This window comes from Inquilinus limosus DSM 16000 (assembly GCF_000423185.1).
GTDB lineage: Bacteria > Pseudomonadota > Alphaproteobacteria > DSM-16000 > Inquilinaceae > Inquilinus > Inquilinus limosus.
The window spans coordinates 155,024-181,248 of the sequence record NZ_AUHM01000005.1; the positions used below are offsets into that span (position 1 = coordinate 155,024).

The following is a 26,225-nucleotide window of genomic DNA, read 5'->3' on the forward strand; positions in this document are numbered from 1 at the left end:
AGTACCGCTTCTTCTACCGACTCCAGGCCCGCAGGGCCGCTTCGGTCGTGACGATCTCCACCTGCTGGTCGAAGCGCGGCAGGATGAGGTCGAGCGTGGCGTGGTGGCCCGGCAGCGACGAGCTGGTCATCGCGTCGGACACGGCGACGATGCGGAAGCCGCGGTCGATGCCGTCGAGGATGGTGCCGAGCACGCAGACATCCGTCTCCACCCCCGTGACGATCAGCGTGTCGGCGCCCAGCGCCGCGAGCCGGTCGACGAACTCCGGCGCGGCGAAGGCGGAATGGGTCGGCTTGTCGATGACGCTGCCCTCCGGCGCCAGGGCCGCCAGCTCCGCCACCAGGTCCAGCATGCCGGGCGCCAGGTTCGGCCGGGTCACCGCCCGCCAATGGGTGTAGTAGCGGCGCCAGGTGCCGGGCGCGTCCTCGGCCTTCTCCGGCGTCACGAAGCGCGGGAACAGGGTGCGGCCGGGCTTCGCCTTCACGAGGGCGGCGACGTTGGGGACGACGCCCATCAGCGTTGGGGTCGACCACACCGTGTCCTCGGCGAACAGGCGCTGCAGGTCGATGGCGATGTGGACGGTGTTCGGCGACAGCGGCCCGAAGCGCAGCATCAATCCTCCAGCGCGATGGTGTGGGCGGCGGACCAGCCCAGGGTGATGGCGGAGCCGGGCTGCGGTGCCGCGGCGTCCTGCGACCGGTTCTGGGCGAAGACCTTCAGCTCGCGCCCGTCCGGCCCGGCCAGCAGATAGGTCGAGACCGCGCCGGCATAGATCACCTCGCGCAGAGTCGCCGGGATCGCGTTCTCGAAGGTATGGGCGGTGTTCGGGGTCAGGATCTGCATCTTCTCCGGCCGCACCGCCAGGGTGACCTTGGAGCCCGCCGCCGCCAGCTTCCCCGCGACCCGGACGATGCCGCCGCCCGGCATCTCGACGCCGCCGGCCGTCACCGTGCCCTCGAGGAAATTGGCGTCGCCCAAGAACCCGGCGGCGAAGCGGGTGCGCGGCCGCTCGTAGATCTCGCCCGGCGCCCCGTCCTGCACGATCCGGCCGCGGTCCAGGATGGCAATGCGGTCGGACAGGGTCAGCGCCTCCTCCTGGTCATGGGTGACGAAGATGGTGGTCAGGCCGCTCTCGCGCTGGATGCGCTTCAGCTCGACCTGCATCTCCTGCCGCAGCCGCCGGTCCAGCGCCGACAGCGGCTCGTCCAGCAGCAGCACGGTCGGTTTGGTGACGATGGCGCGGGCCAGGGCCACGCGCTGCTGCTGCCCGCCCGACAGCTGCTTCGGGTGGCGAGCCTCGAAGCCGGACAGGCGCACCATCTCCAGCGCCTCGCGCGCCTCCTTGGCCGCCTGGGTCCCGCGCACGCCGCGCCGGTTCAGCCCGAACATCACGTTCTGCAGCACGGTCATGTGCGGGAACAGGGCGTAGGATTGGAACACCATGCCGATGCGCCGCTTCCACACCGGCACCCGCGTCACCTCCTCGGCGCCGATGCGCAGCTCGCCCTCGTCCGGCACCACGAAGCCGGCGACGATGCGCAGGAGGGTGGTCTTGCCGGAGCCGGAGGGGCCGAGCAGGCTGGTGAAGCGCCCGGCCTCGAAGCGCGCGCTGATCCGGTCCAGCACGGTGGCGGGGCCGTAGCGCTTGCTGACGCCAGTGACTTCAACGCCGCTCACGGGCGCCTCCCATGTTCGACAAGAGGGCGAAGGCCAGAACCAGGACCATCGAGGCGCCCAGCAGGATGGTGGAGATGGCGTTGATCTCCGGCGTGAAGCCCTTGCGGATGGCGGAGTAGATCTCGACCGGCAGGGTGGTGACGCCGGGCGTGGCCAGGAAGTAGGAGACCACGAACTGGTCCAGCGACACGGCGAAGGCGAACAGCGCCGCGGCGATGATGCTGGGCAGCAGCAGCGGCAGGGTGATGCTGAAGAAGGCGTGCAGCGGGGTGGAGCCCAGGCTCATCGCCGCCTCCTCCAGATCGGCGCGCTGCGACTGCAGCCCGGTGCCGACCACCAGCACGACATAGGGGATGGCCAGGGCGACATGGCCGATGGTCATGGCGAACAGGCCGCGGCCGATGCCGGTGGAGAAGAAGAACACCAGCATCGCCGTGCCGGTGATCAGCCAGGGGATGGCGATCGGCGGCAGCAGGAGCAATTGGAGCAGCGACCGGCCGCGGAACTTTCGCCGCGACAGGGCCAGCGCCGCCGGGGTGCCGATCGCGGTGGCCAGCACGGCGGTGACGACGGCCAGGATCAAGCTGTTGCCGCTGGCCGACAGCAGCCGCTCATTGCCCGGCAGCTTGGCGAACCAGTCCAGCGAAAAGCTGAACGGCAGCTCGTAGAGCGGCGAGGCGTTGAACGCCATCACCACCATCACCGCGATCGGCAGGTACAGGAAGGCGATGACGACCCAGAGATGGGCGAGGCCCAGGCGCTTCATGGGCGGACTCCCGCGATCCCGGCGCTGTCGGATTCAGGCATCGCCCTCCTTGAGTCCCCCCTCCCCCCGCGGGAGGGGGGTAGGGGGAGGGGGTTCCCTCGGCCCGAGCCGGCCTGGATCGTTGCGGGCTGGCACAGGCGGCGAATTCGGCCCTCTGCCCATTCGCGCGCGGACGCGCGCAGACCCCTCCCCCTATCCCCCTCCCGCAAGGGGAGGGGGGACTCAAAAAGAACCTGCCCCACGGTGTGTGAATGCGATGGGGACTTGGTCAGGATGCCCGTCATGCCCGCGCTCCATGCCGCTTCAGCACCGGCGAGGCCAGGGCGAAGATCGCCAGCACGATCGCCAGCATGGTGAAGGACAGGGCGGCGCCCAGCGGCCAGTTGAAGGCCTGGGTGAACTGGTCCTCGATCACCGTGCCCATGGTGACGCCGACCCTGCCGCCCAGGATGCGCGGCTCCATGAAGCTGCCGATCACCGGCACGAAGATCAGGACCGAGCCCGAGATCAGCCCCGGCGTCGCCAGCGGCAGGATGATCTTCCAGAACACCACCGGCGCCCGGGCGCCCAGGCTGCGCGCCGCCTCCAGGATCTGGTCGTCGATCGCGACCAGCGACAGGTAGCAGGTCAGGATCATGTAGGGCAGGTAGGCGTGCACCAGCCCGACGATGATGGCGGGGTAGGAGTAGAGCAGCCCCAGCGGCGCCGCGTCCGGCACGATCCAGTGGTAGAGGCCGTCGATCAGCCCCCCGTCGCGCAGCACCATGGTCCAGGAGAAGACGCGGACGAGGCCGTTGGTCCAGAACGGCAGGATGATCAGCAGGAACAGCGCCTGCCGGGTGCGGCCGAAGGTGGAGCGGGCCAGGGCCAGCGCCGCCGGCAGCCCGATCGCGGCGCAGATCAGCGTGGTCCAGATCCCGATCGACAGCGAGGTCCAGGCGACGTCGCGCAGATAGGGCCGCTTCAGGAAGGCCAGGTAGTTGTCGAGGGTCCAGACGATGGCCCGGCCGCCGAAGGGGGCGACTTTCAGGAAGCTGAAGCCCAGCATCATCAGCAGCGGCAGGAAGATCGCCAGCGTCAGCCAGCCATAGGCCGGCAGCAGCAGCCCCGCCGTGGCCAGCCGGCCGCGCCTTTCCGGCGCAGCCGGCGCCACGGCGGGCGCATTGGTTGCCGCCAGCTCGGTCATCTGCTCATCCCTTGCTGCAACCTTACTCTCCTCCCATCCCCTTCTTGTCATCACCGGGCTTGATCCGGTGATCCAGAGGCTATCAACGACCGTACTGGCGGCCCCTGGATGCCCGGGTCAAGCCCGGGCACGACAGGAATGAAGCGAACCCTGCCTCTCACTCCCCATCGTCATTGCGAGGAGGCGCAGCCGACGAAGCAATCCAGGGCGGCTCGTACTGGCCCCTGGATTGCTTCGCTGCGCTCGCAATGACGGTATTGAAAGAGGCGCTCGCAAGCGGGAGAGGCAACACAGCGAGCCAAGCCTATCCCGCGTAGAACGCCTTCGTCTCCTGCCACAGGTCGGAGAAGGCGGTGCGCTGGTCGTCGGAGAGCGGCGACATGAACTGCAGCTGCGACAGATATTCCTGCTTGTGGATCTGCTTGTTCAGGTCGTCGGCCGGCAGCGCCGCCATGGCCTTGGCGTTGGCCGAGGCCGGGGCGCCGATATGGGTGGCCCAGTAGTCGTAGAAGCCGGGGTCGATCATATAATTGATAAAGGCCAGCGCCGCCTCCTTCTTCGTGCTGGTGGCCGGCACCGACAGCCCGTCGATCCAGCCGATGCCGCCTTCCTTCGGCACCACGAAATCGACCGGCAGCTTGAAGTTGCGCTGCGACCGCACCGCCGCGCCCGACCAGTAGATCGACACGTCGAACTCGCCGGCGGCGAAGGCCTTGTTCCACTGGTCCTCGCTGGACCACAGCAGCTTCACGCCGGGCTTCAGCTCCTTCAGCTTGGCGGCGACGGCATCCATGTCCTTCGGCGCGTTGATGTCCTGCCCGGTCATCAGCGCGCCGATGCCGATCGCGGTGACGGCGTCGTCGAACAGGGCGACGCGGCCGGCGTAAGCCGGGTCGGTCAGCACCGACAGGCTGTCGGCCTTCACCTTGTCGCGGCGCAGGCCCAGCGCGTTGATGCCCCACAGCCAGGCGACGCCGTAGGTCTTGCCGTCCTTGTGGAAGTTCGCGTGGTCGCGCAGCGCCGGCGCCAGGTCGGCGGCGTTGGCCACCTTGGCCAGATCGATCGGCTCCAGCAGGTCCTCGGCCTGGGCCTGCAGGGTGCGGGCGCTGTTGATCAGCACCACGTCATAGGTGCCGGGGTTGGTGCGCAGCTTGGTCAGCATCTCCTCTTCGGAGTTGAAGTAGTCGTGCTTGACCTCGATGCCGGTCTTCTCGGCGAAGGCCTTCAGCGCCCAGGCCTCGTCGGTGCCGTAGCCCTGCCAGTTCAGGACATAGATGGTCTCCGCCGCCCGCGCCCGGCGCAGCGGCAGCCCGGTAACGCCGGCCAGCGCCCCGGCCCCGAGCAGGGCGCCGAAGCGGCGCCGATTGAGTGTGACGGACATGAAGGTGCTCCCCGGCGGTTATTGTTTGTACACAAACAACGCTAGCGCAGGGGGAGAGGGGTGTCAAATTGCGTTGGAAGACGGTGGCCGGTCTCCCGGTGGTGAAGATGTGACGTTTGAACCGAAGCCGCAAGCCGGGCAGAAAGCGGAAGTCCCTCGTCCGGCCAGATAGGTTGGGCTTCTACCCTCTCGACATGCCGTAGATTCTCGACCATGCCATGGATTGCGGTGCCCTTCCCGAAGCTGCGGCGACCAGGCCCAATAGTAGCTTCCTACCGGCAGCCGTGAGGATGCTCATGAGAAAGCAGATAGAAGAACTGGCGAAGCTCGGGCCGATGCCTGCTTCCGATTCGGTCGATCCGGAGCAGGTGGGTAAGTACCAGCGTCTCATTCAAGAGGTACAGAAGCCCATCTCTAATGCAGAGGCAATTGTTCTCTGCCGGCTGTTCGGGAATGATGACTTCTTTGGTCTGGCGTGGACTTTGATGCTCATCATCGAGTCAGCCCCGGGTTGGCCAATTCCGACCTGCCTTTCACACTCGGATAACGAGTGGATTCAGCTTATGAAGCGCCGACTTCTCAACGCCGCGGTCCACCCTGAGACGCCGAACTGAACGCGGGCAACGGGTCGGGCGCGGTATCGCGCATCAGGTACCAAGTGTCCGATTTTCACCCCCTCTAGCCCGCCACCTCCCTCAGCAACCCCTTCAGATGCGCGACATCCCCCCTCAGGAACGGCAGCACCTCGTCGCCCATGCGCTGGCCTTGGCCGCTCGGGTGGCTGTATTCGGCGGGCAGACAGTAAGCGCCGCTGTAGCCGATCTTCCGCAGCGCCTGCACGAAGTCGCGCCAGGAATAGGCGGCGTGCTGATGCGTGGTCCAGTGCACCTTGTAGGCCGCCTCCTCCTCCGGCGCGGTGATCCGGCGCTGATAGGCGCTCTTGAAGTTGGCCAGGCGCAGCCGGTCGGCCAGGATGTCGACCGCGAGCGCCGTCGGCTCGCCCGCCACGCTGCAATGCGCCATGTCCAGCACGGCGCAGACATGCTTCGGGTCGTAGGGCTCGATCAGGTACAGCACGCCCGCGGCGCTGCCGATCTGCAGGCCGGAATGGTTCTGGATGCCGATGGCCACGCCGTACCGCTCCAGGGCCGGGATCAGCGCGTCGAACTGCCGGCGGTACGCCTCGACCGTGGCGCGAAAGCCGATCGCCATGTCGACCGCCACGCAGATGCGGATCATCGGCACCCCGGCCTCGCCGCAGGCGGCGATCGTGGCCTCGTCGATCGGTCCGGCGACGCTGCGGATCTGAAGACCGCGTTCCGCGAGGATGCGCGCGGCGGCCGGCAGCCCGGTCGCCACCGTCTCCGGCGTCACCTGATAGCCGGGGCGCACCGGCAGCTCCACCCCCTGCAGGCCCAGCTCCGCCACCGTGTCGGCCAGCTGCGGCAGCGGGCCCGTCCAGGGCTTGGTGAACACGGTCAGGACGGTGGTCATCTCTCCTCCGAAGGCTGTCATTTCAGGCCGGTGGTGGCGATGCCCTCGATCAGCCGGCGCTGGAAGACGAGGAACAGGACGAACAGCGGCACCAGCGACAGCAGCGACATCGCCAGCATCGGCCCCCAGGCGGAGACGCCGGTCGCGGCCATGAACAGCCGCAGCCCCTGCGGCACGGTGTAGGACGCCATGTCGGTCAGATAGACCAGCGGCGTCAGGAAATCCTCATAGGTCCAGATGAAGGAGAAGATCGCGGTCGTCACCAGCGCCGGGCTCATCAGCGGCAGGATGATCGACCGGTAGATCCGGAACGGCCCGGCGCCGTCGATCGCCGCCGCCTCGTCCAGCTCGCGCGGGATGCCGCGGATGAACTGCACCATCAGGAAGATGAAGAAGGCGTCGGCGGCCAGGAACTTCGGCACCACCAGCGGCAGGATCGTGTTCACCCAGCCCAGCTTGAGGAACAGGATGTATTGCGGGATCAGCGTCGCGTGCAGCGGCAGCATGATCGTGCCCAGCATCAGCGCGAACAGCGTGCGCTTGAACCGGAAGTTCAGCCGGGCGAAGGCGTAGGCCACCAGGCTGCAGGCCATGACGTTGCCGACCACGGCGAGGGCCGAGATCAGGAAGGAGTTGCCGAAGAACACGCTGAAGGGCAGGGCGGCGCCGCGCCAGCCGTCGGCGTAGTTCTGCGGCCGCAGCCTGGCCGGCCACAGGCCGGGGTCGGAGAAGATCAGCGTCGACGGCTTGACCGAACTGCTGGCCAGCCACAGCAGCGGGTAGATCATCACCACGGCGCCGGCGATCAGCGCCAGATGCGCCAGGATCCGCTTCGGCCGCACATCGGCCAGCCAGAAGGGCAGGCCCTGCGATCCGGTCGCCATCCGCCCCTCGTCCCGCGCCGGCGCCGCCGTCATCGCTCGTCCCCGTAATGCACCCACCAGCGGGCGGACAGGAAGGCCACCGCGGTCGCCGTCGCGATGATGCCGACCAGGATCCAGGCCATGGCCGAGGCGTAGCCCATCTGGAAATGGGTGAAGCCCTGCTCGTAGAGGTAGAGCGTGTAGAACAGCGTCGAATCCGCCGGCCCGCCGGTGCCGTTGCTGATGATGAAAGAGGGGGTGAAGGCCTGGAACGCGCCGATCATCTGCATCACGAAATTGAAGAAGATGATCGGGGTCAGCAGCGGCAGGGTGATCCGCAGGAACCTTGTGACGGGGCCGGCGCCGTCCACCGCCGCCGCGTCGTACAGATCCTGCGGGATCTGCTTGAGGCCGGCCAGGAAGATGATCATCGGCGACCCGAACTGCCACACCGCCAGGCTGACCAGGGTGTAGAGCGCCGTCTCCGGGTTCGAGATCCAGCTGGGCCCGTCGATGCCGAACCACAGCAGCACGTGGTTGATCAGCCCGTCATAGCTGAAGATCTGCCGCCACATGATGGCGACGGCGACGCTGCCGCCCAGGAGCGACGGCAGGTAGTAGACCGCGCGATAGATCCCGAGCCCGGCGAGGCCGCGGTTCAGCATCACCGCCACGGCCAGGGCGAAGGCCAGCTTCAGCGGCACCGACAGGAACACGTAGTGGAAGGTGACCTTGACCGCCTGCAGGTAGCGCGGGTCCTCGAACAGCAGCCGCTGGTAGTTGTGCAGCCCGGCCCAGACCGGCGGGTTGAACAGGTCGTAGCTGGTGAAGGACAGGTACAGCGACGCCAGGATCGGCCCCAGCGTCAGGCATAGGGCGCCGAGGATCCACGGCGCCAGGAACAGGAAGGCGGCGCCGTTCTGCTCCGCCGTGGTGCCGACGCCCCGCCGCCTCACAGCCGCGCCTTGGCTTCGCCGATGAACTGGTCGGCGGCCTGCTGCGGCGTCATCTTGCCGAAGGCCACCGCCTCATTGGCGCGGCGCAGCATGTTCGTCATCCCGGTCACGCCCGGGTAGCGCGGCGCCGCCGGGTTCTGCTGCAAGAGGTCGATATAGGCCAGGATCTTGCGGTCGGAATCGGTGCCCTCCTTCGCCAGCGCCGCCCGCCCGGACTTCGACGCCGGCACCATGCCGCTGCCGCGGTAGTACAGCTCGATCCCCGCCGGCTCGAAATGCATGAAGCGGATGATGTCGACCATCCGGTCCTGGTGCGGCGACTTCGACCACAGCCCGGTGGAGTTGCCGGCATAGGTGTAGTGGTGCTGGGTCAGCGTCCCGCCCTGGAAGCCGTTCGGCAGCATGTGCAGCTCCAGCGGGTCCTCGGTCAGCGCCTGCAGCCCGGCGAAGTTGTCGGTCAGCGACGGGAACATCGCGGCGCGGCCGGAGATCAGGCCGGTCAGGGCCAGGTCGTCGCCGGTCGCCAGCGCCTGGATCTCGCCGGGCGGGACGCCGCCGGCGTCGCGCAGCCGGGCCCAGTAGGCGAACCATTCGGCCATGTCCTCGCGGTCGAAGCCGAACTGCCGCTCCGGCGTGAACATCGACTTGCCGCGGCTGCGCATGAAGATGTCGCAGGGGATGTAGTTCGCCCCCGCATCCTCCAGCCCCCAGAAGCGCGGGCCCTTCTCCTTGCTGATCGCCACGGCCGTCTCGGCCATCTGCTCCCAGGTCCACATCTGGTCGGGCAGGGGCACGCCGGTCTCCTCGAACACCGCGGGCTTCAGCGTGATCGCCGGCGCGATGCAGTCGTTCGGCACGGCGAACAGCTCGCCCTTCAACGTGCCGGCCTTGATCGCCCCGTCGACATAGTCGGACAGGTCGAGCGGCTTGGGGATCCACGGGTTCAGCGGCGTCAGCACGCCGCGCCGGGCGTATTCGCCCAGAAGGTCGACATTGACGCTGAACATGTCGGGCGCGTTGCCGCCCGCCGCCTCGGTCGCCAGCTTGTCGGTGAAGGCGCCGAAGTTGGTGAATTCCGGGACGATCTCCACACCCGGGTTGCGGTCGGTATAGGCCTTCAGCGTCGCCAGCGTCTGCTTCAGCTGCTCCTGCGACTCCACATAGCCGCCGAAGCGGATGCGGGCCGGGGCCTGGGCGAAGGCGCGGGGCGCCACGCCGGCCAGCGCCATCCCGCCCAGCAGCGCACCGCCGTGCCGGAGGGCGTCGCGTCGGCCAAATCTCCTGGAATCGAGTCTCCTGGACATGTCGGGTCCTCCCCTGAGCGGCGGGGCGCTTGCCGCGCCCTCGCCATGACCGGCTCGTTGATGCCTGTTGATACCCGGTTGGTGCAACGTAACACCAACATCGTCAAGCGAGTCAACACGGAGACTTTTCGCAGCTTTCATCTGATCTGCCGATCGGCCGTTTGACAGCGGCGCCGGGCCGGCGCTATTCGTGATAAAACGTTGTACTGAACAGGCTCAAGGGATCGTGGCGAGCATTCTCGACGTGGCGCGGGCGGCGGGCGTCTCGGCCAGCACGGTGTCGAACGTGCTGAACGGCCGGCACGACCGCATGCAGGCCGAGACCCGGGCGCGGGTGCTGCGGGCGATCGAGGCGCTCGGCTACACCCCGAACGCGCTGGCCCAGCAGTTCAAATCCGGCCGCAACCGGACCATCGGGCTGATCGTCCCATCGGTCGCCAACCCGTTCTGGGGCGCGCTGGCGCACAAGGTCGAGCGCGCGGCCACCGCCCTCGGCTACAAGGTGCTGTTCTGCAACGCCGAGCGCGACCCGCAGCTCGAGGCCCGCTACGCCGAGACGCTGCTCGCTTCCGGCGTGCGCGGGGTCATCTTCAGCTCCTCGCCGCTCTCCTTCGACCACATCGCCCATCTGACCAAGCGCGGCCTGGTGGTCGCCGCCTTCGACCGCAAGGGCCAGGGGGCGGAGGAGGTGGTGGCCTGCAGCGTCGGCGTCGACAACGAGCTCGGCGCCCGGCTGGCCGGGCAGCACGTGATCGGCCTCGGCCACCGCCGCATCGGCTTCCTGTCGGGGCCGATCCGGACCTCGAGCCGCGTCGGCCGGCTCGAGGGGCTGAAGGCGGCGATGGCGAAGGCGGGGCTGCAGCTCGACCCGGACCTGGTCTGGCAGGGCGCCGGCATCGGCGGCTATGGCGACACCGAGGGGCCGGAGCTCGGCCGCATCGGCATCCGTGAGCTGCTCAGCCGCGACGACCCGCCGACCGCTGTGGTCACGGTCAACGACATGTATGCGATGGGCGCCTATGCCGGCGCCCGCGACCTCGGCGCCGCGATCCCGGGCGACCTCTCGATCGTCGGCTTCGACGACATCGACCTGGCGGCGATCGCGCATCCGGCGCTGACCACGGTGCGCCAGCCCCTGGCGCCGATGGCGGAGGCGGCGGTCGGGGCGCTGATCCGGGTGCTGGAAGGCACCGATGCGGGGCAGGAGGCGCATGTCAGCGCCATGCCGCAGCTGGTCGTGCGGGCCTCGACGGCGCCGCCCAGAGACGGAGGCAGATGATGGCGGGTGTGCTTTCCGGACGGACGATCCTGGTCGCCGGCGCCGGCGGCGGCATGGGCCGGGCGACGGCGCTGGCCGCGGCGCGGGAAGGGGGCTCGCTGCTCCTCCTCGGCCGTGACCGGGCGCGGCTGGAGTCGGTGGCGGCGGAGATCCGAGAGATCGCGCCGGACCGGCCGGCCGCGGTGATCGCGGCGGACGCCGCCGATGCGGCGGCGCTGGATACGGCGCTGGCGCCGCATGCCGGGGTCATCGACATCGCGGTCAACTCGGTCGGCACCAACATCGTCCGCCGGGCGTTCGGCGAGCTGACGCCGGACAGCTGGTCCGTCATGGTCGACGTCAACCTCAACGCCGCCTTCAACCTGACCCGCGCGGTGCTGCCCGGCATGCGCCGCCGCAAGCAGGGGCTGATCATCCATATCTCCTCGGTCGCGGCACGCAGGCCGGACCGCTCCGGCGCCGCCTATCAGGCGGCCAAGGCCGGGGTGCTGGCGCTGTCCCATGCGGTGATGGAGGAGGAGCGGGAGAACGGCCTGCGCCTGACCGTGATCCTGCCCGGCATGACCGACACGCCGCTGCTCGACAAGCGTCCGGTGCCGGTGCCGCCGGAGGCCCGGCGGGCGGCGCTGCAGCCGGAGGATGTCGCCGCCGCCTGCCTGTTCGTCATGGCGCTGCCGCCGCGCGCCCATGTCGCCGAGATCGTGCTGCAGCCGAGCCGGAGCTGACCGGCCGCTGAGGACTCATGCCACCGGTTCGAAACATTGATCCGTCATGGCGAGCCCCGAAGGGGCGTGGCCATCCAGCGGCACCGGCCCCCTGGATGGCCACGTCGCTACGCTCCTTGCCATGACGAGGGAAGAACTGAAGAAGCGATCTCGAGGGCCATTCGTATCAATCGGAGGAACCGGATATGTCGGAAGGATCGCAGTCGAGGCCGGTGGTGGCCCTGCTGCTGACGCCGGAGATGCGGTCGCAGATGATCCCGCCCGAGGCGGAGGAGAAGCTGGCGGCCGCCGCCTCGGTGCGGGCGCCGGGGCCGGGTGAGCTGACCCCCGAGGCCCTTCCCGCGCTGCTCGACGGCGCCGTGGCGGCGCTGACCGGCTGGGGCACGCCGCCGATCGGCGACGACGTGCTGGCGGCCCTGCCGGGGCTGGCGCTGGTCGCCCATTCCGCCGGCAGCGTCCGCCGCCTGGTGCCCGCCGCGGCAATCGAAAGCGGCCGGATCCGGGTCTCCCACGCCGCGGTGAACATCGCGGAATCTGTGGCCGAGTTCGTGATCGCCCAGAGCCTGTCGATCCTGCGCGAGCCGCATCGGCACGATTCCGGGATGAAGGCCGGCGAGGACTGGCTCGAGCTGCGCCGGCGCCATCTCGGACGGCTGCTCGCGGCGCAGACGGTCGGCATCGTCGGCGCCGGCTATGTCGGCCGGCTGGTGATCCGGCTGTTCCGGGCCTTCGGCTGCCGCATCCTCGTCTCCGACCCTTATCTCACGGCCGAAAAGGCGGCGGAGCTCGGGGTCGAGCGCGCCGGCCTCGACGACCTGCTGGGCGCCTCGGACATCGTCTCGCTGCACGCGCCGGTGCTGCCGGAGACGCGGCACATGATCGGCGCGACGCAGCTGGCCCGGCTGCGCGACGGCTGCCTGTTCATCAACACCGCCCGCTCGGCCCTGGTCGACGAGGCGGCGCTGCTGGCCGCTTTGCGCACCGGCCGCTTCACCGCCGCGCTCGACGTCTTCGACGAGGAGCCGCTGCCGGCCGACAGCCCGTTCCGCACCCTGCCGAACGTGGTGCTCTCGCCGCATGCCGCCGGCCACACCGAGGACTCGCACAAGCGCCAGGGGGCGACCACGGTCGACGAGATCTGCCGCTTCCTGGCCGGCGAACCGCTGCGCCACCCGGTGACCCCGGCAATGCTCGCGACGATGGCGTGACTGCAGTGGGCGCCGATGAATTCATTATCATCCCGATTGGAGAAAATATGCCTCTCCCGCTTGCGGGAGAGGTCGGATATCCGAAGGATGTCCGGGTGAGGGGATATCCCGGCCTCGCCGAGAGCTCTGCTCCGCCGCGAAGGAGCGGACGATCCGCGACACCCGCTCCTCGTGATCTCCGCCGCAAAGCCCTCACCCGGAGCCGCTTCGCGTCTCCGACCTCTCCCGCAAGCGGGAGAGGCAATCTGGACGTACGCGCACGGTCTGTCTTGTGGACGGAGGTGCCCGATCGCGGGCTCGTCGGTCTGAAACCCCAGCAAGAGGAATTCCCATGAGCTTCCAGGACAAGGTCGTGCTCGTCACCGGCGGTGCCTCGGGCATCGGCGCCGCCGCCACCCGCGCCTTCGCCAGGGCCGGCGCCAGAGTCGCCTTCACCTACGCCACCAGCCGGAGCGAGGCCGAGGCGCTGTCGGCGGAGCTGGAGGCCCTGGCCCTGCCGGCCGACCTGACCCGGCCGGAGGAGGTGACGGAGGTCTTCGCCCGCACCGAACGCGAGCTCGGGCCGCTCGACGTGCTGTTCGCCAATGCCGGCGGCCTGCTGCAGCGCAGCCGCTGCGTCGACACGACGCTCGACCTGTGGCACCGGGCGATCGCGGTCAATCTGACCAGCACCTTCCTGTGCTGCCAGGCGGCGCTGCGGTCGATGGAGCCGCGCCGCACCGGCGCCATCGTCACCATGTCGTCGCTCGCGGCCTTCGACGGCGGCGGCCCCGGCGCCGCGCACTACGCCGCGACCAAGGGCGCGGTCGCCACCTACACCCGCGCCTTGGCCAAGGAGGTCGGGCCGCTCGGCATCCGGGTGAACGGCGTCGCCCCCGGGCTGATCGGCACCCGCTTCCACGACGTCTTCAACACGCCGCAGGGCCGCGCCGCGGTGGTGGAGCGGACGCCGCTGCGCCGCGAAGGCACGCCGGAGGACGTGGCCGAGGCGGTGCTCTACCTGGCCTCGGACCGCGCCTCCTTCCTGGCCGGAGAAATCCTGCAGATCAACGGCGGGCTCGGGTTCTGAGTCCGCCCGGTCTCGCCCCGCTTACGACCAAGGACCAATGCCGTGTCCTTCCTGCTTGACCCGCCGAGTCGCACGGCGTTCAATTCCTCACTTGCAGCCGAGACAAGGATGTCGCCGATGCGCACGGTCCTGGTCGCTGACGATCACCCGATGTTCCGCGAGGCCCTGGCGGGCACGCTCAAGTCGCTCGACGACCAGGTCGACGTGCTCGAGAGCGGCAGCTTCGGCGAGGCCGTGGAGCGCATCACCTCGGTCATGGATCTCGACCTGATCCTGCTCGACCTGCGCATGCCGGGGATGAACGGGGTCAAGGGCGTGCGCTCGCTGCGCACCCGGCGGCCGGACGTGCCGGTGGCGGTGATCTCGGCCCTGGCCGACAGCTTCGTCATGCGCGAATGCTTCGATGCCGGCGCCGTCGGCTACATCCCGAAATCGCTGCCGCGCGACGCCATCGTCTCCGCCATCACCACCATCCTCGACGGCGGCAGCTACACCCCGTCCGAGGGGCTCGACGCCATCGGCCCGGGCGAGCTGGAGGAGGACGAGCCGCTGGACGAGGCGGTGCGCTGCCGGTTCGAGCTCTTGACCAACCAGCAGCGCAAGGTGCTGGAGCTGATGGCCGAGGGCCTCCTGAACAAGCAGATCGCCTACGCCATCGACGTCCAGATCACCACGGTCAAGGCGCATGTCTCCAGCCTGCTGCAGAAGCTCGGCGTCTCCAGCCGCACCCAGGCGGTGATCCTGTTCCAGAAGTACCGCCGCGCGCTGTGAGGGGGGACGGCGGCCCCCGGGGATCTTCCCCTTGTTGTCATGCCCGGGCTTGACCCGGGCATCCAGGAATGTCGATGCCGCTCCGGGGGCCCCTGGATCGCCGGGTCAAGCCCGGCGATGACAAATAGGTAAGAACGACTTCCGCCAAATCGCTGCGCGATAGCGTTCACCGCCTGGCCGACGCGATCAGCGCCCGCAGCCGGGCCGGCTTGATCGGCTTGGTCAGCAGGCTGACCCCGGACAGCGCCTGCACCATCGACTGCACCTCGGGGCTGCGGTCGGCGGTGATCACCGCGGCCGGGATCTCCTCGTCCAGAGCATGGCGCAGGCCGACGATCAGCTCGGTGCCGCGCTGGCCGGCGTCGAGGTGGTAGTCGGCCAGGACGATGTCCGGCCGGAAGCCCTCGGCCCCGATCCGCGCCTCCATCCCCGCCTTGTCGGCCGCGGCGGCCACCCGGCAGCCCCAGCTCTTCAGCAGCCGGGTCATGCCGTCGAGGATGGCGGGGTCGTTGTCGATCACCAGCACCCGCACCCGGTCGACCGCGCCGGGCACCACGGCGGCCGCGGCCGGCCGCGACGCCATGCAGTCCTGCGCCGGGTCGGTCAGCGGCACCAGGACCGAGAAGACCGAGCCGCGCCCGACGGCCGAGCGCACCTTGACCTCGGTGCCGAGCAGCCGGCTGATGCGGCGCACGATCGACAGGCCCAGCCCGTAGCCCTTCTCCCCGGCCTCGGCCTTGCCCTCCGGGCCGTCCAGCCGGCGGAACTCCTCGAAGATCTCGTCCAGCCGCTCCTGCGGGATGCCGATGCCGGTGTCGGCCACCTGCAGCTCGACCATGCCGCCGCGGCGCCGGGCGCCGAACAGGATCCGGCCGGCATGGGTGTAGCGCACGGCGTTGGTCAGGAAGTTCTGCAGCAGGCGGCGCAGCAGCTGCGGGTCGGAGCAGACGGTGAGCGAGCAGGGGAGCAGGGTGAAGCGCAGCCCCTTGCGCTCCGCCAGCGGCGCGATCTCGTCGTGCAGCGCCTCCATCAGCGGCGGCAGCGGCACGCTCTGCAGGTTGGCGCCCACGCGGCCGGCGTCGAGCTTGGAGATGTCGAGCAGGATGTTCAGCAGTTCCTCGACGTTCTCCAGCGCGTGGTCGATCTTGCCCAGCAGCGCCTCGCCCTCGGGCGGCAGCGCCGTGTCCTCCAGCGTCGCCACGAACAGCCGGGCGGCGTTCAGCGGCTGCAGCAGGTCGTGGCTGGCATCGGCCAGGAACTTGGTCTTGCTGATGTTGGCGCGCTCCGCCTCGGTCTTGGCGACGCGCAGCTCGCGGGCGATGCGGCGCCGCTTCTCCACCTCCAGCGACAGCGCCTCGTTCAGCCGGGACAGGGTGGCGGTGCGCTCATGCACCCGCCGCTCCAGCTCCTCGTTCGCCGCCTCCAGGATGCGCTCGGCCCGCCGGCGCTCGGTGATGTCCTGGATCAGGGTGAAGAAGCCGACCACCTCGTCGCGGTGGTTGCGGTGCGGCACATAGGTGGCGAAGCCGAAGCGCGGCTCGGTGTCCGACCCCGGCAGCGGCAGGTCGAAGGTCACGGTGGCGCCGGACAGCGCCCGCTCGATGAAGGGCTGGCGCGGGCCGTATTCGGCCTCGCCCAGCACCGCGCGCAGCGTCTGGCCCAGGATCGGGGTGCCGTTCGGGGCGTAGGCGGCGCGGTAGGCGCGGTTGACGAAGCGGTAGCGCTGGTCGCGGTCGACATAGGAGATCATGGTCGGCACCGCATTGGCGAACAGCCGGATCCGCTGTTCGCTGTCCAGCAGCGCCTCCTCCGCCAGCTTGCGCTCGGTGATCTCGACATAGGAGGTGACGAAGCCGCCATCGGGCATCGGGTCGCCCTTGACCTCGAACCAGCGGCCGTTCAGCGCCACCTCGGAGGGCGGGCCCGAAGCTCGGGCTGCGCCGCGGGCCGAGCCCGGCCCGATCGGCGAGGCGGTGCCCAGCGCCGGCGCGCCGCGCGCGTCGTTGAACTCCTGGAACCGGCGGTAGGAGGCGCCGGGCTGGCGCAGCTCCGCCGGCAGCTCCAGCAGCTCGCCGTAGCGCCGGTTGGCGGTCACCAGCTTCTGGTCGCGGTCGAACACGGCGACGCCGATCGACATGCTCTCCAGCGTCGCCTGCAGATGGGCCGAGCGCTCGGCCAGCGCCTTCTCGCGCTCCTGCCGCTCGGCGTCCTTGACGTCGGTGATGTCGGTGTAGATCGAGGCGATGCCGCCCTCGGTCGACCGCCGGTCGTTGACCTGGACCCAGCGCCCGTCGGCCAGGGCATAGACCCAGCGATGGGCGCCGCCGCCGCGGGTGGAGGCGCGGTCCCGCCGGCGCTCGGCGATCCACAGCTCGGGCTTGAGGCCGTCGGACTGGATGATGCCGGCGTCGAGCGCCAGGCGGATCAGCGCATCGAGCGACAGGCCGGGACGGATCCGGTCGGTCAGCTGCGGCCAGAAGTCGAGGAAGCGGCGGTTGAACAGCACCAGCCGGTCGTCCGGGTCGAAGATGGCGAAGCCTTCGGAGATGCTGTCGATCGCATCCTGCAGCCGGTTCTGCGCCGTGCGGCTGGCGACGATCGCCTCGCTCAGCTCGCGGTTCGACCGCTCGACCGCCTCCAGCGCGTGCTCCAGCTCGCGGGTCCGGTCGCGCACCTTCTGGTCCAGGAGGATCGCGGTCTGGAACAGCTGATAGGCGTTGCCCTGCATGTCGAGGCTGTGCTCGACCCGCTGCATCAGGGCGCGGTTGATCTCCGACAGCTTGGCAATGTGCCGCCGCAGCGCGGCCTCCTGGTCGCCCTCCGTCCGCCGGTCCTCCTGCGCCGCCTCAGGCCCCATCGCTCACCCCGGCCCGAAGGCGATCCCGGTGAAGGTCTGGCTGACATGCATCATGCCGAACTGCTCGCCATAGGTGTTGAAGCCGACGACGTTGTTCTGGGCCATGATCCTCGAGACTTCGGTCAGCATCTGGCGCTGCTCCATCTCGACGTAGCGCAGCACGCAGTCGAACCCGATCACCGCGTCGATGCTGCCCAATTCGGCGCGCAGATCGTCGAACAGCGAGGCCAGATTCGCGACCAGATCGCCGCTCTTTGCGACGCTCAGGATGATTCCCTCGTCGATCGCGCAGAAGAAATGCAGGCAGCCCTGCTCGTCGACCCGCTGGATGGCGCGGACATAGTGCCGGCCGCCGGCCCGCACCACCAGCGGGTGCGAGGCGAAGACCAGCGGCGTCAGGTCGGCCGGCGTCAGCCCGATCATCCGGGCGTATTCCTCGGCCGCCGGCTCGGCGTTGATCTCCATCACCACGCGCCGCGCCGGGTCGGCCCGGGTCACCACCATCTTCTGGTCCAGCGCCTGGAAATGCTGCCGCTCGAACACCCGGAAGGCGAGGTCGGTGGAGACCAGCACCAGCAGCGAGGCGCTGGACAGCACCCGCCCGTCGAGGAAGATCGCGGTCTCGCGGAAGGCCAGGTTGTCGCCGGCCGAGCCGCCGACCAGCGGGATCTCGCCCAGCGCGTCGCCCAGCGCGGCGACGATGATCTCCTCATGCATCGACAGCCCGTCATTGATCAGCAGCGCGAAGGTGCGCGACGGGTCGAAGCGGAGCCGGTGGCGGGCCTCGTGCTCGGCCAGCAGGTCCTTGGCGATGGCGGCGCCGTCGGCGATCTCGAAGCTCGACATCGGCTCGATCAGCCGGACCGAGGCGGCGAAATGGTCGGCGGACAGGCTGAGGCCGGTGATCGTGCCCTGGCGGTAGCCGGCCGGGGTGATCTCGCCGGCGGTGGTGCAGCCCAGCACCCGCACCTCCGGCAGCCGCCGGGCCATGGCGGCCAGGACCGCGGGCAGATCGTAGATGGGTGAGCAGAACAGCAGGACCATCTCCATCCGGTCCTGGGCGATCGCGTCCAGGAGCTCCTCGACCGCATCCTCCGTCGCCGCCTTCATGCTCATCCCCCGACGGATGCCGTTCGGGCCGGTGACGGCCGTCCTCTCCCTGGCTTGACTGGCTTGGGGCATTGCTTCCTCCCGAGAAGCTTAGCGGGGCCCTCTGGCGGGGACCACTGATCCAAGGACCAATTATCAGGCTAAACCCGCATTTCTCACACTCCTTATGTCCTGCCTCGCCGCAAGGCGACCCTCCGGGCCGTCGTCACAGGCCGGCAGGGTGCGTCGAACGGCTCCTGCCCTGCCGGCATGGGACGATGGCGCAGGGTACGAGGAGTGTGAGAAATGCGGGTTGTCGCCTTTGTGCCAAAGTCCTATTCCGGGCGGTGTTTCTTTGCCGGTACGGTTCCCCGGCAGGTTCAGGCGCCGGTTCCAGCGGCAGCGGCGCGACTCCCCGCGCGCCCCGCGCCGGACGACGCGAAGAATGTGGAGGAGAACGATGAAGACGCGTGCCGCCGTTGCCGTCGCCGCGGGCAAGCCGCTGGAGATCATGGAGGTCGACCTCGAAGGCCCGAAGGCCGGCGAGGTGCTGGTCGAGATCAAGGCGACGGGGATCTGCCACACCGACGAGTTCACCCTGTCGGGCGCCGACCCGGAAGGCCTGTTCCCGGCGATTCTCGGGCATGAGGGCGCCGGCATCGTCGTCGATGTCGGCCCGGGCGTCACCAGCGTGGCGAAAGGCGACCACGTCATCCCGCTGTACACGCCGGAATGCCGGCAGTGCCCGTCCTGCCTGTCGCGCAAGACCAATCTCTGCACCGCCATCCGCTCGACCCAGGGCCAGGGCGTGATGCCGGACGGCACCAGCCGCTTCTCGGTCGGCGGCGAGAAGATCTTCCACTACATGGGCTGCTCGACCTTCTCGAACTTCACCGTGCTGCCGGAGATCGCGGTGGCCAAGGTCAACCCCGACGCGCCCTTCGACAAGATCTGCTACATCGGCTGCGGCGTGACCACCGGCATCGGCGCGGTGATCAACACCGCCAAGGTCGAGATCGGGGCGACCGCGATCGTCTTCGGGCTCGGCGGCATCGGCCTCAACGTGATCCAGGGCCTCCGCCTGGCCGGGGCCGACATGATCATCGGCGTCGACCTGAACAACGACAAGAAGGCCTGGGGCGAGCGCTTCGGCATGACCCATTTCGTCAACCCGACCGAGGTCGGGGGCGACCTGGTGCCCTACCTGGTCAACATGACCAAGCGCGGGGCCGACCAGATCGGCGGCGCCGACTACACCTTCGACTGCACCGGCAACGTCAAGGTGATGCGGGCGGCGCTGGAGAGCGCGCATCGCGGCTGGGGGCAGAGCATCGTCATCGGCGTGGCCGGCGCGGGGCAGGAGATCTCGACCCGGCCGTTCCAGCTGGTCACCGGACGGGTGTGGAAGGGCACGGCGTTCGGCGGCGCGCGCGGCCGCACCGACGTGCCGAAGATCGTCGACTGGTACATGGAGGGCAAGATCGAGATCGACCCGATGATCACCCACAAGCTGCCGCTCGACCGCATCAACGAGGGCTTCGACCTGATGCATGAGGGCAAGTCGATCCGCACGGTCGTCGAATACTGATGGTGGAGCTGGTCACACGCAGCAGGCACCGGGCCTTCGCGGGCGAGGTGGGGTTCTACAGCCACGCCTCGTCCGAGATCGGCGGCGAGATGCGCTTCGCCGTCTACGTGCCGCCGCAGGCGGCCGAGCGGCCGGTGCCGGTGCTGGTCTACCTGGCGGGGCTGACCTGCACCGAGGAGACCTTCATCATCAAGGCCGGCGCCCTGCAGCACGCGGCGGAGTTCGGGCTGATGCTGGTGGCGCCGGACACCAGCCCGCGCGACCGGCGGCACCCGGGCGACGACGACAGCTGGGATTTCGGCCTCGGCGCCGGCTTCTACCTCGACGCCACCCAGGCCCCCTGGCGCGACGGCTACCGCATGCACGCCTATGTGACGCGCGAGCTGCCGGAGGTGATCGGCAGGCACTTCCCGGCGCGGCGCTCGGCCATGAGCATCTTCGGCCATTCGATGGGCGGGCACGGGGCGCTGGTGGCGGCGCTCCGCAACCCCGGCCTCTACCGCTCGGTCTCGGCCTTCGCGCCGATCGCAGCGCCGTCGCAATGCCCCTGGGGGCAGAAGGCGTTCGGCAACTATCTGGGACCGGACCAGTCGGGCTGGGCGGAATGGGACGCGACCGCGCTGGTCGAACGTGGGGCGCGCTGCCCCGACCTGCTGATCGACCAGGGCGAGGCCGACCAGTTCCTCGAGCGCGAGCTGCACCCGCATCTGTTCGAGGCCGCCTGCCGCAAGGCCGGCCAGCCGCTGACGCTGCGCCGCCATCCCGGCTACGACCACGGCTACTACTTCATCTCCACCTTCATCGCCGACCATATCCGCCACCATGCCGGCACGCTGAACCGGGGGTAGGGACGTGACGCTCGCCATCGGCCGCCGCGGGTTCCTCATCGGTGGCGCGCTGTTGGCGGCGTCGGTCTCCCGCGCCCAGGACCTGCCGCGGGTGCGGGTCGGCACGCTGCAGTTCGGCACGGTGAACTGGGAGCTGGCGGTGATCCGCGACGGCGGGCTCGACCGCAGCCGCGGCTTCGTGCTCGACCCGCTGGTGCTGGCCGACAAGGACGCGGCCGCCGTCGCCTTCCAGTCCGGCGCGGTCGACGCCATCGTCACCGACTGGATCTGGGTGGCGCGGCAGCGCCAGGCCGGGCGCGACTTCACCTTCGTGCCCTTCTCGCTGACCGTCGGCGCGCTGATGGCCGATCCTGCGACCGGCATCCGCACCATCCAGCACCTGCGCGGCAAGCGCCTCGGCGTCGCCGGCGGCGAGGACGACAAGAGCTGGGTGCTGATCCAGGCCTATGCCCGCAAGGCCGGGATCGACCTGCCGCGCGCCGCCACCGTCAACTTCGCGGCCCCGCCGCTGCTGAACCAGCTGGCGCTGCGCGGCGACCTCGACGCCGTGCTCAACTTCTGGCAGTTCGCCGCCCGGCTGGCCGCGAAGGGCTTCCGCCCGGTGGTGGAGATCGCGAAGATCCTGCCGGAGCTCGGGCTGGACCGGCCGCCGCCGCTGCTCGGCTGGGTGTTCCGCGACTCCTGGGCGACCGCGAACCCCGACCTCGCCCGCGGCTTCCTCGACGCCTCCTTCGCCGCCAAGGCGGCGATGAAGACGGACGACGCGCTGTGGCAGCGCCTCAAGCCGCAGATGCAGGCCGAGGACGACGTCGTCTTCGCCGCCCTGCGCGACGGCTACCGCGCCGGCATCCCGCCGGCTCCCGGCCCGGAGGACGAGGCGGCGGCCGCCGCGGCGCTGCGCCTGATGGCCGGGATCACCCCGGCCGCGGTCGGCGGGCTGACGGCGCTGCCGCCCGGCACCTTCTGGCCCGGCCATGGCGGTTGACGCCTCGCCGGCGGCCGTCGCAACGGCGCCGGGTCTTCGGCGCTGGCGCTGGCTGCTCTCCCTCGCGATCCTCGTTGCCATCTGGCAGGTCGCGGCCCTGCTGGCCGACAGCGCCGTCCTGCCGCCCCCGGCCGAGGTCGCGGCCTCCGCCTGGCAGCACATGATCGAGGGCGACCTGCCCACCAACGTCGCCGTCACCCTGGCGCGGGTGCTGGTGGCCTTCGCCGCCGCCATGCTGATCGGCACCGCCATCGGCATCGCCCTCGGCCGCAGCCGTCTGCTCGACGAGCTGTTCGACGGCTGGCTGGTGATCGCGCTGAACATGCCGGCGCTGGTGACGATCGTGCTCTGCTACGTCTGGTTCGGGCTGAACGAGGTGGCGGCGGTGGTGGCGGTCGCGGTCAACAAGGCGCCGCTGGTGGTGGCGATCACGCGCGAGGGCGCCCGGGCGCTCGACCGGCCGCTGATGGAGATGGCCCAGCTCTTCGCCGTGCCGCGCGGCCGGGTGCTGCGCCGGATCGTGCTGCCGCAGCTGGCCCCCAGCCTGATGGCCGCCGCCCGCTCCGGCCTCGCCCTGACCTGGAAGATCGTGCTGGTGGTCGAGCTGCTGGGCCGGCCGGACGGCGTCGGCTTCCAGATCCGCAGCTTCTTCAACTTCTTCGACATTGCCGGGATCCTCGCCTACACGCTGGTGTTCATCGCCGTGATCCTGGCGATCGAGGCCTTCATCCTGCAGCCCCTCGACCGCGCCGCCGGACGCTGGCGGTCGCCATGATCGGCGTCGCGCTGCAGGGCATCCGCCGGCGCTTCGCCGCGCCGGTGCCGCGCGACGTGCTGGACGGCGTCGATCTCGCGATCGGGGCCGGGGAATTCGTGGCCCTGGCCGGCCCCTCCGGCCGCGGCAAGACCACGCTGCTGCGCATCATCGGTGGCCTCGACCCCGATTATCAGGGCCGGATCGACTGGCCGGACGGGCCGCCGCGCCGCCGCGCCGCGGTGTTCCAGGACCCGCGCCTCGTGCCCTGGCTCGGCCTGCTCGACAACCTGCTGCTGGTCGCCGGCCGCGGCGCCGAGCCCAGGGCCAGGGAGCTGCTGGCGGCGGTCGAGCTGGAAGGCCGCGAGGATGCCTGGCCCGGCCAGCTCTCCGGCGGCATGCAGCGCCGTGCTGCCCTGGCCCGGGCGCTGCTGGTCGAACCCGACCTGCTGCTGCTGGACGAACCGCTGGTGTCGCTCGACCACGCTTTGGCCGGGCGGATGCGGGCCTTGCTGGCCAACTACTGGCAGCGCCACCGGCCGACCGTGCTGCTGGTCACCCACGACCTGCGCGAGGCGGTGACCCTGGCCGACCGCGTGGTGGTGCTGGCCGAGGGCGTCGGGCGGGTGTCGCTGCAGCGGGGCATCGAGCTGCCGCATCCGCGCGACCCCGCCGATCCGCGCATCGACGCCATCGTCGACGCCCTGCTGCGCTTCGACCCGGGCCTGGCGGTGGCGGAGGGGGATGAACCGACGGGCAGCGCCTGAGTGCAGGCTCGCCGCAACCGTGATAGTGTTCCATCCTATTCAGCAGGATCGGAGGCGCCGTTGCGCACCACCCAGCAGTTCAGCGTCACTCTTCCGAACGAGATGGCGGAGATGGTCCGGGCCAAGGTCGCCTCGGGCGAATACGCCAGCGAGAGCGAGGTGATCCGCGACGGGTTGCGCGCCCTGCAGGCCCGCGATCAGGCGCTCGAGAAATGGCTGCGCACGGAGGTGGCGGCCGCCTATGACGAGATGAAGGCCGACCCCTCGAAGGGCATTAGTGCCGAGGAGGTTCTGAAATCGCTGAAGGCCGAGACGAGGCGCCGGACCAAGGTCGGGTAGGAAGGCGGCTCACCGTGTGATTTTCGCGCCGCAGGCGAAGGCGCAACTGCTGGCGCTGCATCACCGCATCTCCGAAGCCGCATCGCCTCTGGTGGCAGAACGCTACACGACGTCCATCGTCCAATACTGCCTTCGCTGTCGACCTTCCCGCATCGCGGTACGCGCCGAGACGATATCCGCCCAGGGCTGAGGCTGCTCGGGTTCCGGCGCCGCGTGACGATCGTGCTAACTGTCGACGAGAGGATCGTGACCATCCTCGGCGTCTTCTATGGCGGCCAGGACGTCGAGGCGGCGCTGCAGGCCGAAGAGCCCTGAGACTACTTCACCGGCAGCGGCGCGTTCGGCAGGGTCGGGCGGCCGCCGGCGGTCCAGTCCTTCAGCCCGCCGGGGAACCAGTGCACTGCGGTGTAGCCCTCGGCCACCGCGCGCTTGGCGGCGTTCCAGGACATCCAGCACTCCGCGTCGCAGTAGAACACCAGCGGCCGGGCGTGGTCGCCCAGGGTCAGCGCCGCCAGCGCATCGCGGAAATAGGCCTCCATCTCCGCCGACAGCGCGCCGTAGCCGGTGTTGGCCAGCCAGACGCTGCCCGGGATGTCGTGTCGCTCCGGCGGACGCCACAGCGTCCCCGGCGGCAGCTTGTCCGGCCGCGGCGGCTGCGGCAGCACGTCGATCAGCACCACCGGGCCGCTGCGGATCAGCCGTTCCACCCCCGCGGCGTCGACCACCGTGGCGCCCTTCAGCGTCGCCGGCGTCGGCGCCCGGTAGTCCTCCATGCGGTAGCCGTCGGGCTCCGCCGGCTGCGCCGCGGCCGGGACGGTGGCGAGGCAGAGGGCCAGGACTGCGAGGTGAAGGGCGCGGCGGCGCATCAAGGGTTCAAAGCATGGGTTGCCCGCGCGCATCGAGCATCGGCACGCCGTACTCCTTCAGGATCGCGGTGATCGCGTCCCGGTTCTCCCGGATCAGCGCGTTGATCCGGTTCTTCCAGTCGCTCTCGCCCGGCCGCACGCCCATGGTGATGTAGAAGTCGAGCCGCGTGTCCTTCGCCTCGTTCGACAGCGGCGTCACCACCAGCGCGTCGCCGTGCCGCTTGGCGAAATAGCCGGCGATCGGCCCCCACAGCACGGCGACGTCGATCTGCTTGCCCGCCAGATCCTCGATCATCTGCCGGCCCGGCGCGTCGAAGCGGGTGTCGACGATCAGCGGATAGGGCCGGGCCTGCGCCATCAGCCCGTCCCGCGCCGCCAGGTTGGCGGGCGGCGTGCCGGCCGTGATGCCGATCCGCAGGGTCTTCAGCCGCGGGTCGGCCAGTCCGGCCAGGTCGGCGAGGTTGTCCTCGCGCCGCGTCACCACGACGTAGCCGGAGCGGTAATAGGGGTTGGTGTTCTGCACCAGGTCGGCGCCGGCGACGATGCCCATCACCAGGTCGCAGCGCCGGGCCCGCAGCGTCATCCGCAGGAAGCCGGTCGAGTTCGGGTACCAGGTGTAGCGCACCGGCACGCCCAGCTTCCCGGCCAGGAGCTCGGCGATCTTGTTCTCGAAGCCCTCGCCCTTGTCGTTGGAGAAGGGCAGGTTGGCGGGGTCGGCGCAGACCCGCAGCGCCGAACGGTCGATCGCCTCGGGCCGCGGCGGCTCGGCCCGGCCGGGGCCGGACAGCAGCACGGCGCCGGCCAGGAGGGCCAGCGCCGCGGCGCGCCGCGCGAAGAAGGGGGGCATGGCGGGCGCCCTAGCCGGGCGTCCCCATGCAGGACGCTTCCGCCTCGGCATAGTCCTTGGACTTCTTCTCGAACTTGGCCGGCCGGCCGCGCCCCACGACGCCGTCGGACCGGGCCTTGAGATAGGCGTAGATGTCGTTGATGTAGCACATCACGTTCGGATCGGTGCCCAGCGCCGGCATCTTCTTCTCGCTGGCGGTGTTCACCGTCTCCTTGCCGTTCACCACCGTGTCCATGAACTGGTCGAAGCTGAGGGTCTTCAGCGAATCGACCAGGCTGGGGGCGAAGCTGCTGCCCTCGCCGTCGGGGCCGTGGCAGACGTAGCAGATGCTGTTGTAGCGGCGGAACCCGTTATAGACCAGCCAGTCGACCGTGCCGTCCGCGCCGATGTGATAGGGTTTCTCCTCCTCCGCGGCCGCCGGCGCCGCGGTCGCGTTCGCCGCGGGCTGCTGCCCCGCCGGGTCGCTGCCCTTGTCCTGGGCGAAGGCCGCGGCGGCGAAGCCGCCGATCGCGATCAGGCTGCCGGTCAGGAGGGCGGTGCGGAACAGGAAGGCGCGGAAGGGCATCCTCGATCCTCTCGGATGATGGGCATGGGCCGGAGAAAGAG

Annotated in this window: 26 protein-coding genes; 12 read left to right on the forward strand and 14 right to left on the reverse strand. The window is 69.9% G+C overall.

Translation table 11 applies throughout. The features are described 5' to 3' along the window. Positions 1–13: 13 nt before the first annotated feature. The 5 genes from G537_RS0108035 to G537_RS0108055 form a co-directional block, all read right to left on the reverse strand. The gene (locus tag G537_RS0108035) at positions 14–613 is read right to left on the reverse strand and encodes a cysteine hydrolase family protein (protein ID WP_026869678.1); all 600 of its coding nucleotides are present in this window, start codon (positions 611–613) and stop codon (positions 14–16) included. Next, positions 613–1,677, reverse strand: a complete 1,065-nt coding sequence (locus G537_RS0108040) for an ABC transporter ATP-binding protein (protein WP_026869679.1) — start codon at positions 1,675–1,677, stop codon at positions 613–615. The genes G537_RS0108035 and G537_RS0108040 overlap by 1 nt, the downstream gene beginning before the upstream one ends. After that, entirely contained in the window at positions 1,664–2,443 is a 780-nt protein-coding gene (locus tag G537_RS0108045; protein WP_026869680.1) for an ABC transporter permease, read from the reverse strand. The genes G537_RS0108040 and G537_RS0108045 overlap by 14 nt, the downstream gene beginning before the upstream one ends. 280 nt (positions 2,444–2,723) lie before the next feature. Next, on the reverse strand, positions 2,724–3,629 hold the full coding sequence (locus G537_RS0108050) for an ABC transporter permease (protein ID WP_211230326.1): 906 nt from the start codon (positions 3,627–3,629) through the stop codon (positions 2,724–2,726). Positions 3,630–3,933: 304 nt separating this feature from the next. Further along, on the reverse strand, positions 3,934–5,010 hold the full coding sequence (locus G537_RS0108055; RefSeq protein ID WP_051248151.1) for an ABC transporter substrate-binding protein: 1,077 nt from the start codon (positions 5,008–5,010) through the stop codon (positions 3,934–3,936). A 296-nt stretch (positions 5,011–5,306) separates the two neighbouring features. Between G537_RS0108055 and G537_RS36955 the strand changes: the two genes are divergently transcribed. Then, positions 5,307–5,624 (forward strand): hypothetical protein, encoded by a 318-nt coding sequence (locus G537_RS36955; RefSeq protein WP_051248153.1) that lies wholly within the window; start codon positions 5,307–5,309, stop codon positions 5,622–5,624. 64 nt (positions 5,625–5,688) lie between these two features. Here the strand turns inward: G537_RS36955 and G537_RS36960 are convergent, their stop codons facing one another. Genes G537_RS36960 through G537_RS0108080 form a run of 4 tightly spaced genes read right to left on the reverse strand, consistent with a single transcriptional unit; the run spans position 5,689 to position 9,627 of the window. Next, entirely contained in the window at positions 5,689–6,504 is an 816-nt protein-coding gene (locus G537_RS36960) for a sugar phosphate isomerase/epimerase family protein (protein ID WP_051248155.1), read from the reverse strand. Between the two features lie 17 nt (positions 6,505–6,521). Continuing rightward, positions 6,522–7,388, reverse strand: coding sequence for a carbohydrate ABC transporter permease (locus G537_RS0108070; protein ID WP_051248223.1), 867 nt, complete (start codon positions 7,386–7,388; stop codon positions 6,522–6,524). A 29-nt stretch (positions 7,389–7,417) separates the two neighbouring features. Beyond that, the gene (locus G537_RS0108075; RefSeq protein WP_026869684.1) at positions 7,418–8,323 is read right to left on the reverse strand and encodes a carbohydrate ABC transporter permease; all 906 of its coding nucleotides are present in this window, start codon (positions 8,321–8,323) and stop codon (positions 7,418–7,420) included. Further along, a complete protein-coding gene (locus tag G537_RS0108080; RefSeq protein WP_162146092.1) occupies positions 8,320–9,627 on the reverse strand; it encodes an ABC transporter substrate-binding protein in 1,308 nt (435 codons plus the stop codon). Before G537_RS0108080 ends, G537_RS0108075 begins: the two co-directional genes overlap by 4 nt. A gap of 226 nt (positions 9,628–9,853) precedes the next feature. Between G537_RS0108080 and G537_RS0108085 the strand changes: the two genes are divergently transcribed. The 5 genes from G537_RS0108085 to G537_RS0108105 all read left to right on the forward strand — a co-directional run bounded on the left by G537_RS0108085 (position 9,854) and on the right by G537_RS0108105 (position 14,679). Further along, positions 9,854–10,906, forward strand: coding sequence for a LacI family DNA-binding transcriptional regulator (locus G537_RS0108085; RefSeq protein ID WP_034851009.1), 1,053 nt, complete (start codon positions 9,854–9,856; stop codon positions 10,904–10,906). Then, a complete protein-coding gene (locus tag G537_RS0108090) occupies positions 10,906–11,631 on the forward strand; it encodes an SDR family oxidoreductase (protein WP_026869687.1) in 726 nt (241 codons plus the stop codon). Before G537_RS0108085 ends, G537_RS0108090 begins: the two co-directional genes overlap by 1 nt. Before the next feature lie 185 nt (positions 11,632–11,816). After that, positions 11,817–12,839, forward strand: coding sequence for a hydroxyacid dehydrogenase (locus G537_RS0108095; RefSeq protein WP_026869688.1), 1,023 nt, complete (start codon positions 11,817–11,819; stop codon positions 12,837–12,839). A 331-nt stretch (positions 12,840–13,170) separates the two neighbouring features. Further along, on the forward strand, positions 13,171–13,908 hold the full coding sequence (locus G537_RS0108100; protein ID WP_026869689.1) for an SDR family NAD(P)-dependent oxidoreductase: 738 nt from the start codon (positions 13,171–13,173) through the stop codon (positions 13,906–13,908). A gap of 117 nt (positions 13,909–14,025) precedes the next feature. Next, a complete protein-coding gene (locus G537_RS0108105; protein WP_081688679.1) occupies positions 14,026–14,679 on the forward strand; it encodes a response regulator transcription factor in 654 nt (217 codons plus the stop codon). A 166-nt stretch (positions 14,680–14,845) separates the two neighbouring features. On the opposite strand, the gene G537_RS36965 is transcribed toward G537_RS0108105, so the two are convergent. Further along, entirely contained in the window at positions 14,846–17,536 is a 2,691-nt protein-coding gene (locus G537_RS36965; protein ID WP_051248157.1) for a hybrid sensor histidine kinase/response regulator, read from the reverse strand. 3 nt (positions 17,537–17,539) lie between these two features. Continuing rightward, complete coding sequence (gene nosP, locus G537_RS0108115; RefSeq protein ID WP_245578981.1) at positions 17,540–18,646, reverse strand: nitric oxide-sensing protein NosP; 1,107 nt, start codon at positions 18,644–18,646, stop codon at positions 17,540–17,542. A gap of 439 nt (positions 18,647–19,085) precedes the next feature. Here nosP and G537_RS0108120 point away from each other — a divergent pair, with 439 nt between their 5' ends. The 6 genes from G537_RS0108120 to G537_RS0108145 are packed head-to-tail and all read left to right on the forward strand — an operon-like array spanning position 19,086 to position 23,906. Further along, a complete protein-coding gene (locus tag G537_RS0108120) occupies positions 19,086–20,213 on the forward strand; it encodes an S-(hydroxymethyl)glutathione dehydrogenase/class III alcohol dehydrogenase (RefSeq protein ID WP_026869692.1) in 1,128 nt (375 codons plus the stop codon). Continuing rightward, entirely contained in the window at positions 20,213–21,061 is an 849-nt protein-coding gene (fghA, locus tag G537_RS0108125; RefSeq protein WP_026869693.1) for an S-formylglutathione hydrolase, read from the forward strand. Before G537_RS0108120 ends, fghA begins: the two co-directional genes overlap by 1 nt. 4 nt (positions 21,062–21,065) lie before the next feature. Then, a complete protein-coding gene (locus tag G537_RS0108130) occupies positions 21,066–22,046 on the forward strand; it encodes an ABC transporter substrate-binding protein (RefSeq protein WP_034851010.1) in 981 nt (326 codons plus the stop codon). After that, the gene (locus G537_RS0108135; protein WP_026869695.1) at positions 22,036–22,821 is read left to right on the forward strand and encodes an ABC transporter permease; all 786 of its coding nucleotides are present in this window, start codon (positions 22,036–22,038) and stop codon (positions 22,819–22,821) included. The genes G537_RS0108130 and G537_RS0108135 overlap by 11 nt, the downstream gene beginning before the upstream one ends. After that, complete coding sequence (locus G537_RS36970) at positions 22,818–23,567, forward strand: ABC transporter ATP-binding protein (RefSeq protein ID WP_051248159.1); 750 nt, start codon at positions 22,818–22,820, stop codon at positions 23,565–23,567. The genes G537_RS0108135 and G537_RS36970 overlap by 4 nt, the downstream gene beginning before the upstream one ends. 60 nt (positions 23,568–23,627) lie before the next feature. Continuing rightward, entirely contained in the window at positions 23,628–23,906 is a 279-nt protein-coding gene (locus G537_RS0108145) for a type II toxin-antitoxin system ParD family antitoxin (RefSeq protein WP_026869696.1), read from the forward strand. Between the two features lie 317 nt (positions 23,907–24,223). Here the strand turns inward: G537_RS0108145 and G537_RS0108155 are convergent, their stop codons facing one another. Genes G537_RS0108155 through G537_RS0108165 form a run of 3 tightly spaced genes read right to left on the reverse strand, consistent with a single transcriptional unit; the run spans position 24,224 to position 26,184 of the window. Beyond that, positions 24,224–24,772, reverse strand: coding sequence for a PQQ-dependent catabolism-associated CXXCW motif protein (locus G537_RS0108155; RefSeq protein ID WP_026869697.1), 549 nt, complete (start codon positions 24,770–24,772; stop codon positions 24,224–24,226). A 7-nt stretch (positions 24,773–24,779) separates the two neighbouring features. Beyond that, entirely contained in the window at positions 24,780–25,619 is an 840-nt protein-coding gene (locus G537_RS0108160; protein WP_034851011.1) for a substrate-binding domain-containing protein, read from the reverse strand. Positions 25,620–25,629: 10 nt separating this feature from the next. After that, positions 25,630–26,184 (reverse strand): c-type cytochrome, methanol metabolism-related, encoded by a 555-nt coding sequence (locus G537_RS0108165; RefSeq protein WP_026869699.1) that lies wholly within the window; start codon positions 26,182–26,184, stop codon positions 25,630–25,632. Between the last annotated feature and the right edge of the window lie 41 nt (positions 26,185–26,225).

What these genes read in the sequence shown, in the direction of transcription:
- G537_RS0108055 (WP_051248151.1), bottom strand. Translation starts at nt 5,010, where the DNA reads ATGTCCGTCACACTCAATCGGCGCCGCTTCGGCGCCCTGCTCGGGGCC.
- G537_RS36960 (WP_051248155.1), bottom strand. Translation starts at nt 6,504, where the DNA reads ATGACCACCGTCCTGACCGTGTTCACCAAGCCCTGGACGGGCCCGCTG.
- G537_RS0108090 (WP_026869687.1), top strand. Translation starts at nt 10,906, where the DNA reads ATGGCGGGTGTGCTTTCCGGACGGACGATCCTGGTCGCCGGCGCCGGC.
- G537_RS0108045 (WP_026869680.1), bottom strand. Translation starts at nt 2,443, where the DNA reads ATGAAGCGCCTGGGCCTCGCCCATCTCTGGGTCGTCATCGCCTTCCTG.
- G537_RS0108135 (WP_026869695.1), top strand. Translation starts at nt 22,036, where the DNA reads ATGGCGGTTGACGCCTCGCCGGCGGCCGTCGCAACGGCGCCGGGTCTT.
- G537_RS0108100 (WP_026869689.1), top strand. Translation starts at nt 13,171, where the DNA reads ATGAGCTTCCAGGACAAGGTCGTGCTCGTCACCGGCGGTGCCTCGGGC.
- G537_RS0108120 (WP_026869692.1), top strand. Translation starts at nt 19,086, where the DNA reads ATGAAGACGCGTGCCGCCGTTGCCGTCGCCGCGGGCAAGCCGCTGGAG.
- G537_RS36965 (WP_051248157.1), bottom strand. Translation starts at nt 17,536, where the DNA reads ATGGGGCCTGAGGCGGCGCAGGAGGACCGGCGGACGGAGGGCGACCAG.
- G537_RS0108095 (WP_026869688.1), top strand. Translation starts at nt 11,817, where the DNA reads ATGTCGGAAGGATCGCAGTCGAGGCCGGTGGTGGCCCTGCTGCTGACG.
- G537_RS0108155 (WP_026869697.1), bottom strand. Translation starts at nt 24,772, where the DNA reads ATGCGCCGCCGCGCCCTTCACCTCGCAGTCCTGGCCCTCTGCCTCGCC.
- G537_RS0108165 (WP_026869699.1), bottom strand. Translation starts at nt 26,184, where the DNA reads ATGCCCTTCCGCGCCTTCCTGTTCCGCACCGCCCTCCTGACCGGCAGC.
- fghA (WP_026869693.1), top strand. Translation starts at nt 20,213, where the DNA reads ATGGTGGAGCTGGTCACACGCAGCAGGCACCGGGCCTTCGCGGGCGAG.
- G537_RS0108035 (WP_026869678.1), bottom strand. Translation starts at nt 613, where the DNA reads ATGCTGCGCTTCGGGCCGCTGTCGCCGAACACCGTCCACATCGCCATC.
- nosP (WP_245578981.1), bottom strand. Translation starts at nt 18,646, where the DNA reads ATGAAGGCGGCGACGGAGGATGCGGTCGAGGAGCTCCTGGACGCGATC.
- G537_RS0108070 (WP_051248223.1), bottom strand. Translation starts at nt 7,388, where the DNA reads ATGGCGACCGGATCGCAGGGCCTGCCCTTCTGGCTGGCCGATGTGCGG.
- G537_RS0108160 (WP_034851011.1), bottom strand. Translation starts at nt 25,619, where the DNA reads ATGCCCCCCTTCTTCGCGCGGCGCGCCGCGGCGCTGGCCCTCCTGGCC.
- G537_RS0108105 (WP_081688679.1), top strand. Translation starts at nt 14,026, where the DNA reads ATGCGCACGGTCCTGGTCGCTGACGATCACCCGATGTTCCGCGAGGCC.
- G537_RS0108080 (WP_162146092.1), bottom strand. Translation starts at nt 9,627, where the DNA reads ATGTCCAGGAGACTCGATTCCAGGAGATTTGGCCGACGCGACGCCCTC.
- G537_RS36970 (WP_051248159.1), top strand. Translation starts at nt 22,818, where the DNA reads ATGATCGGCGTCGCGCTGCAGGGCATCCGCCGGCGCTTCGCCGCGCCG.
- G537_RS0108050 (WP_211230326.1), bottom strand. Translation starts at nt 3,629, where the DNA reads ATGACCGAGCTGGCGGCAACCAATGCGCCCGCCGTGGCGCCGGCTGCG.
- G537_RS36955 (WP_051248153.1), top strand. Translation starts at nt 5,307, where the DNA reads ATGAGAAAGCAGATAGAAGAACTGGCGAAGCTCGGGCCGATGCCTGCT.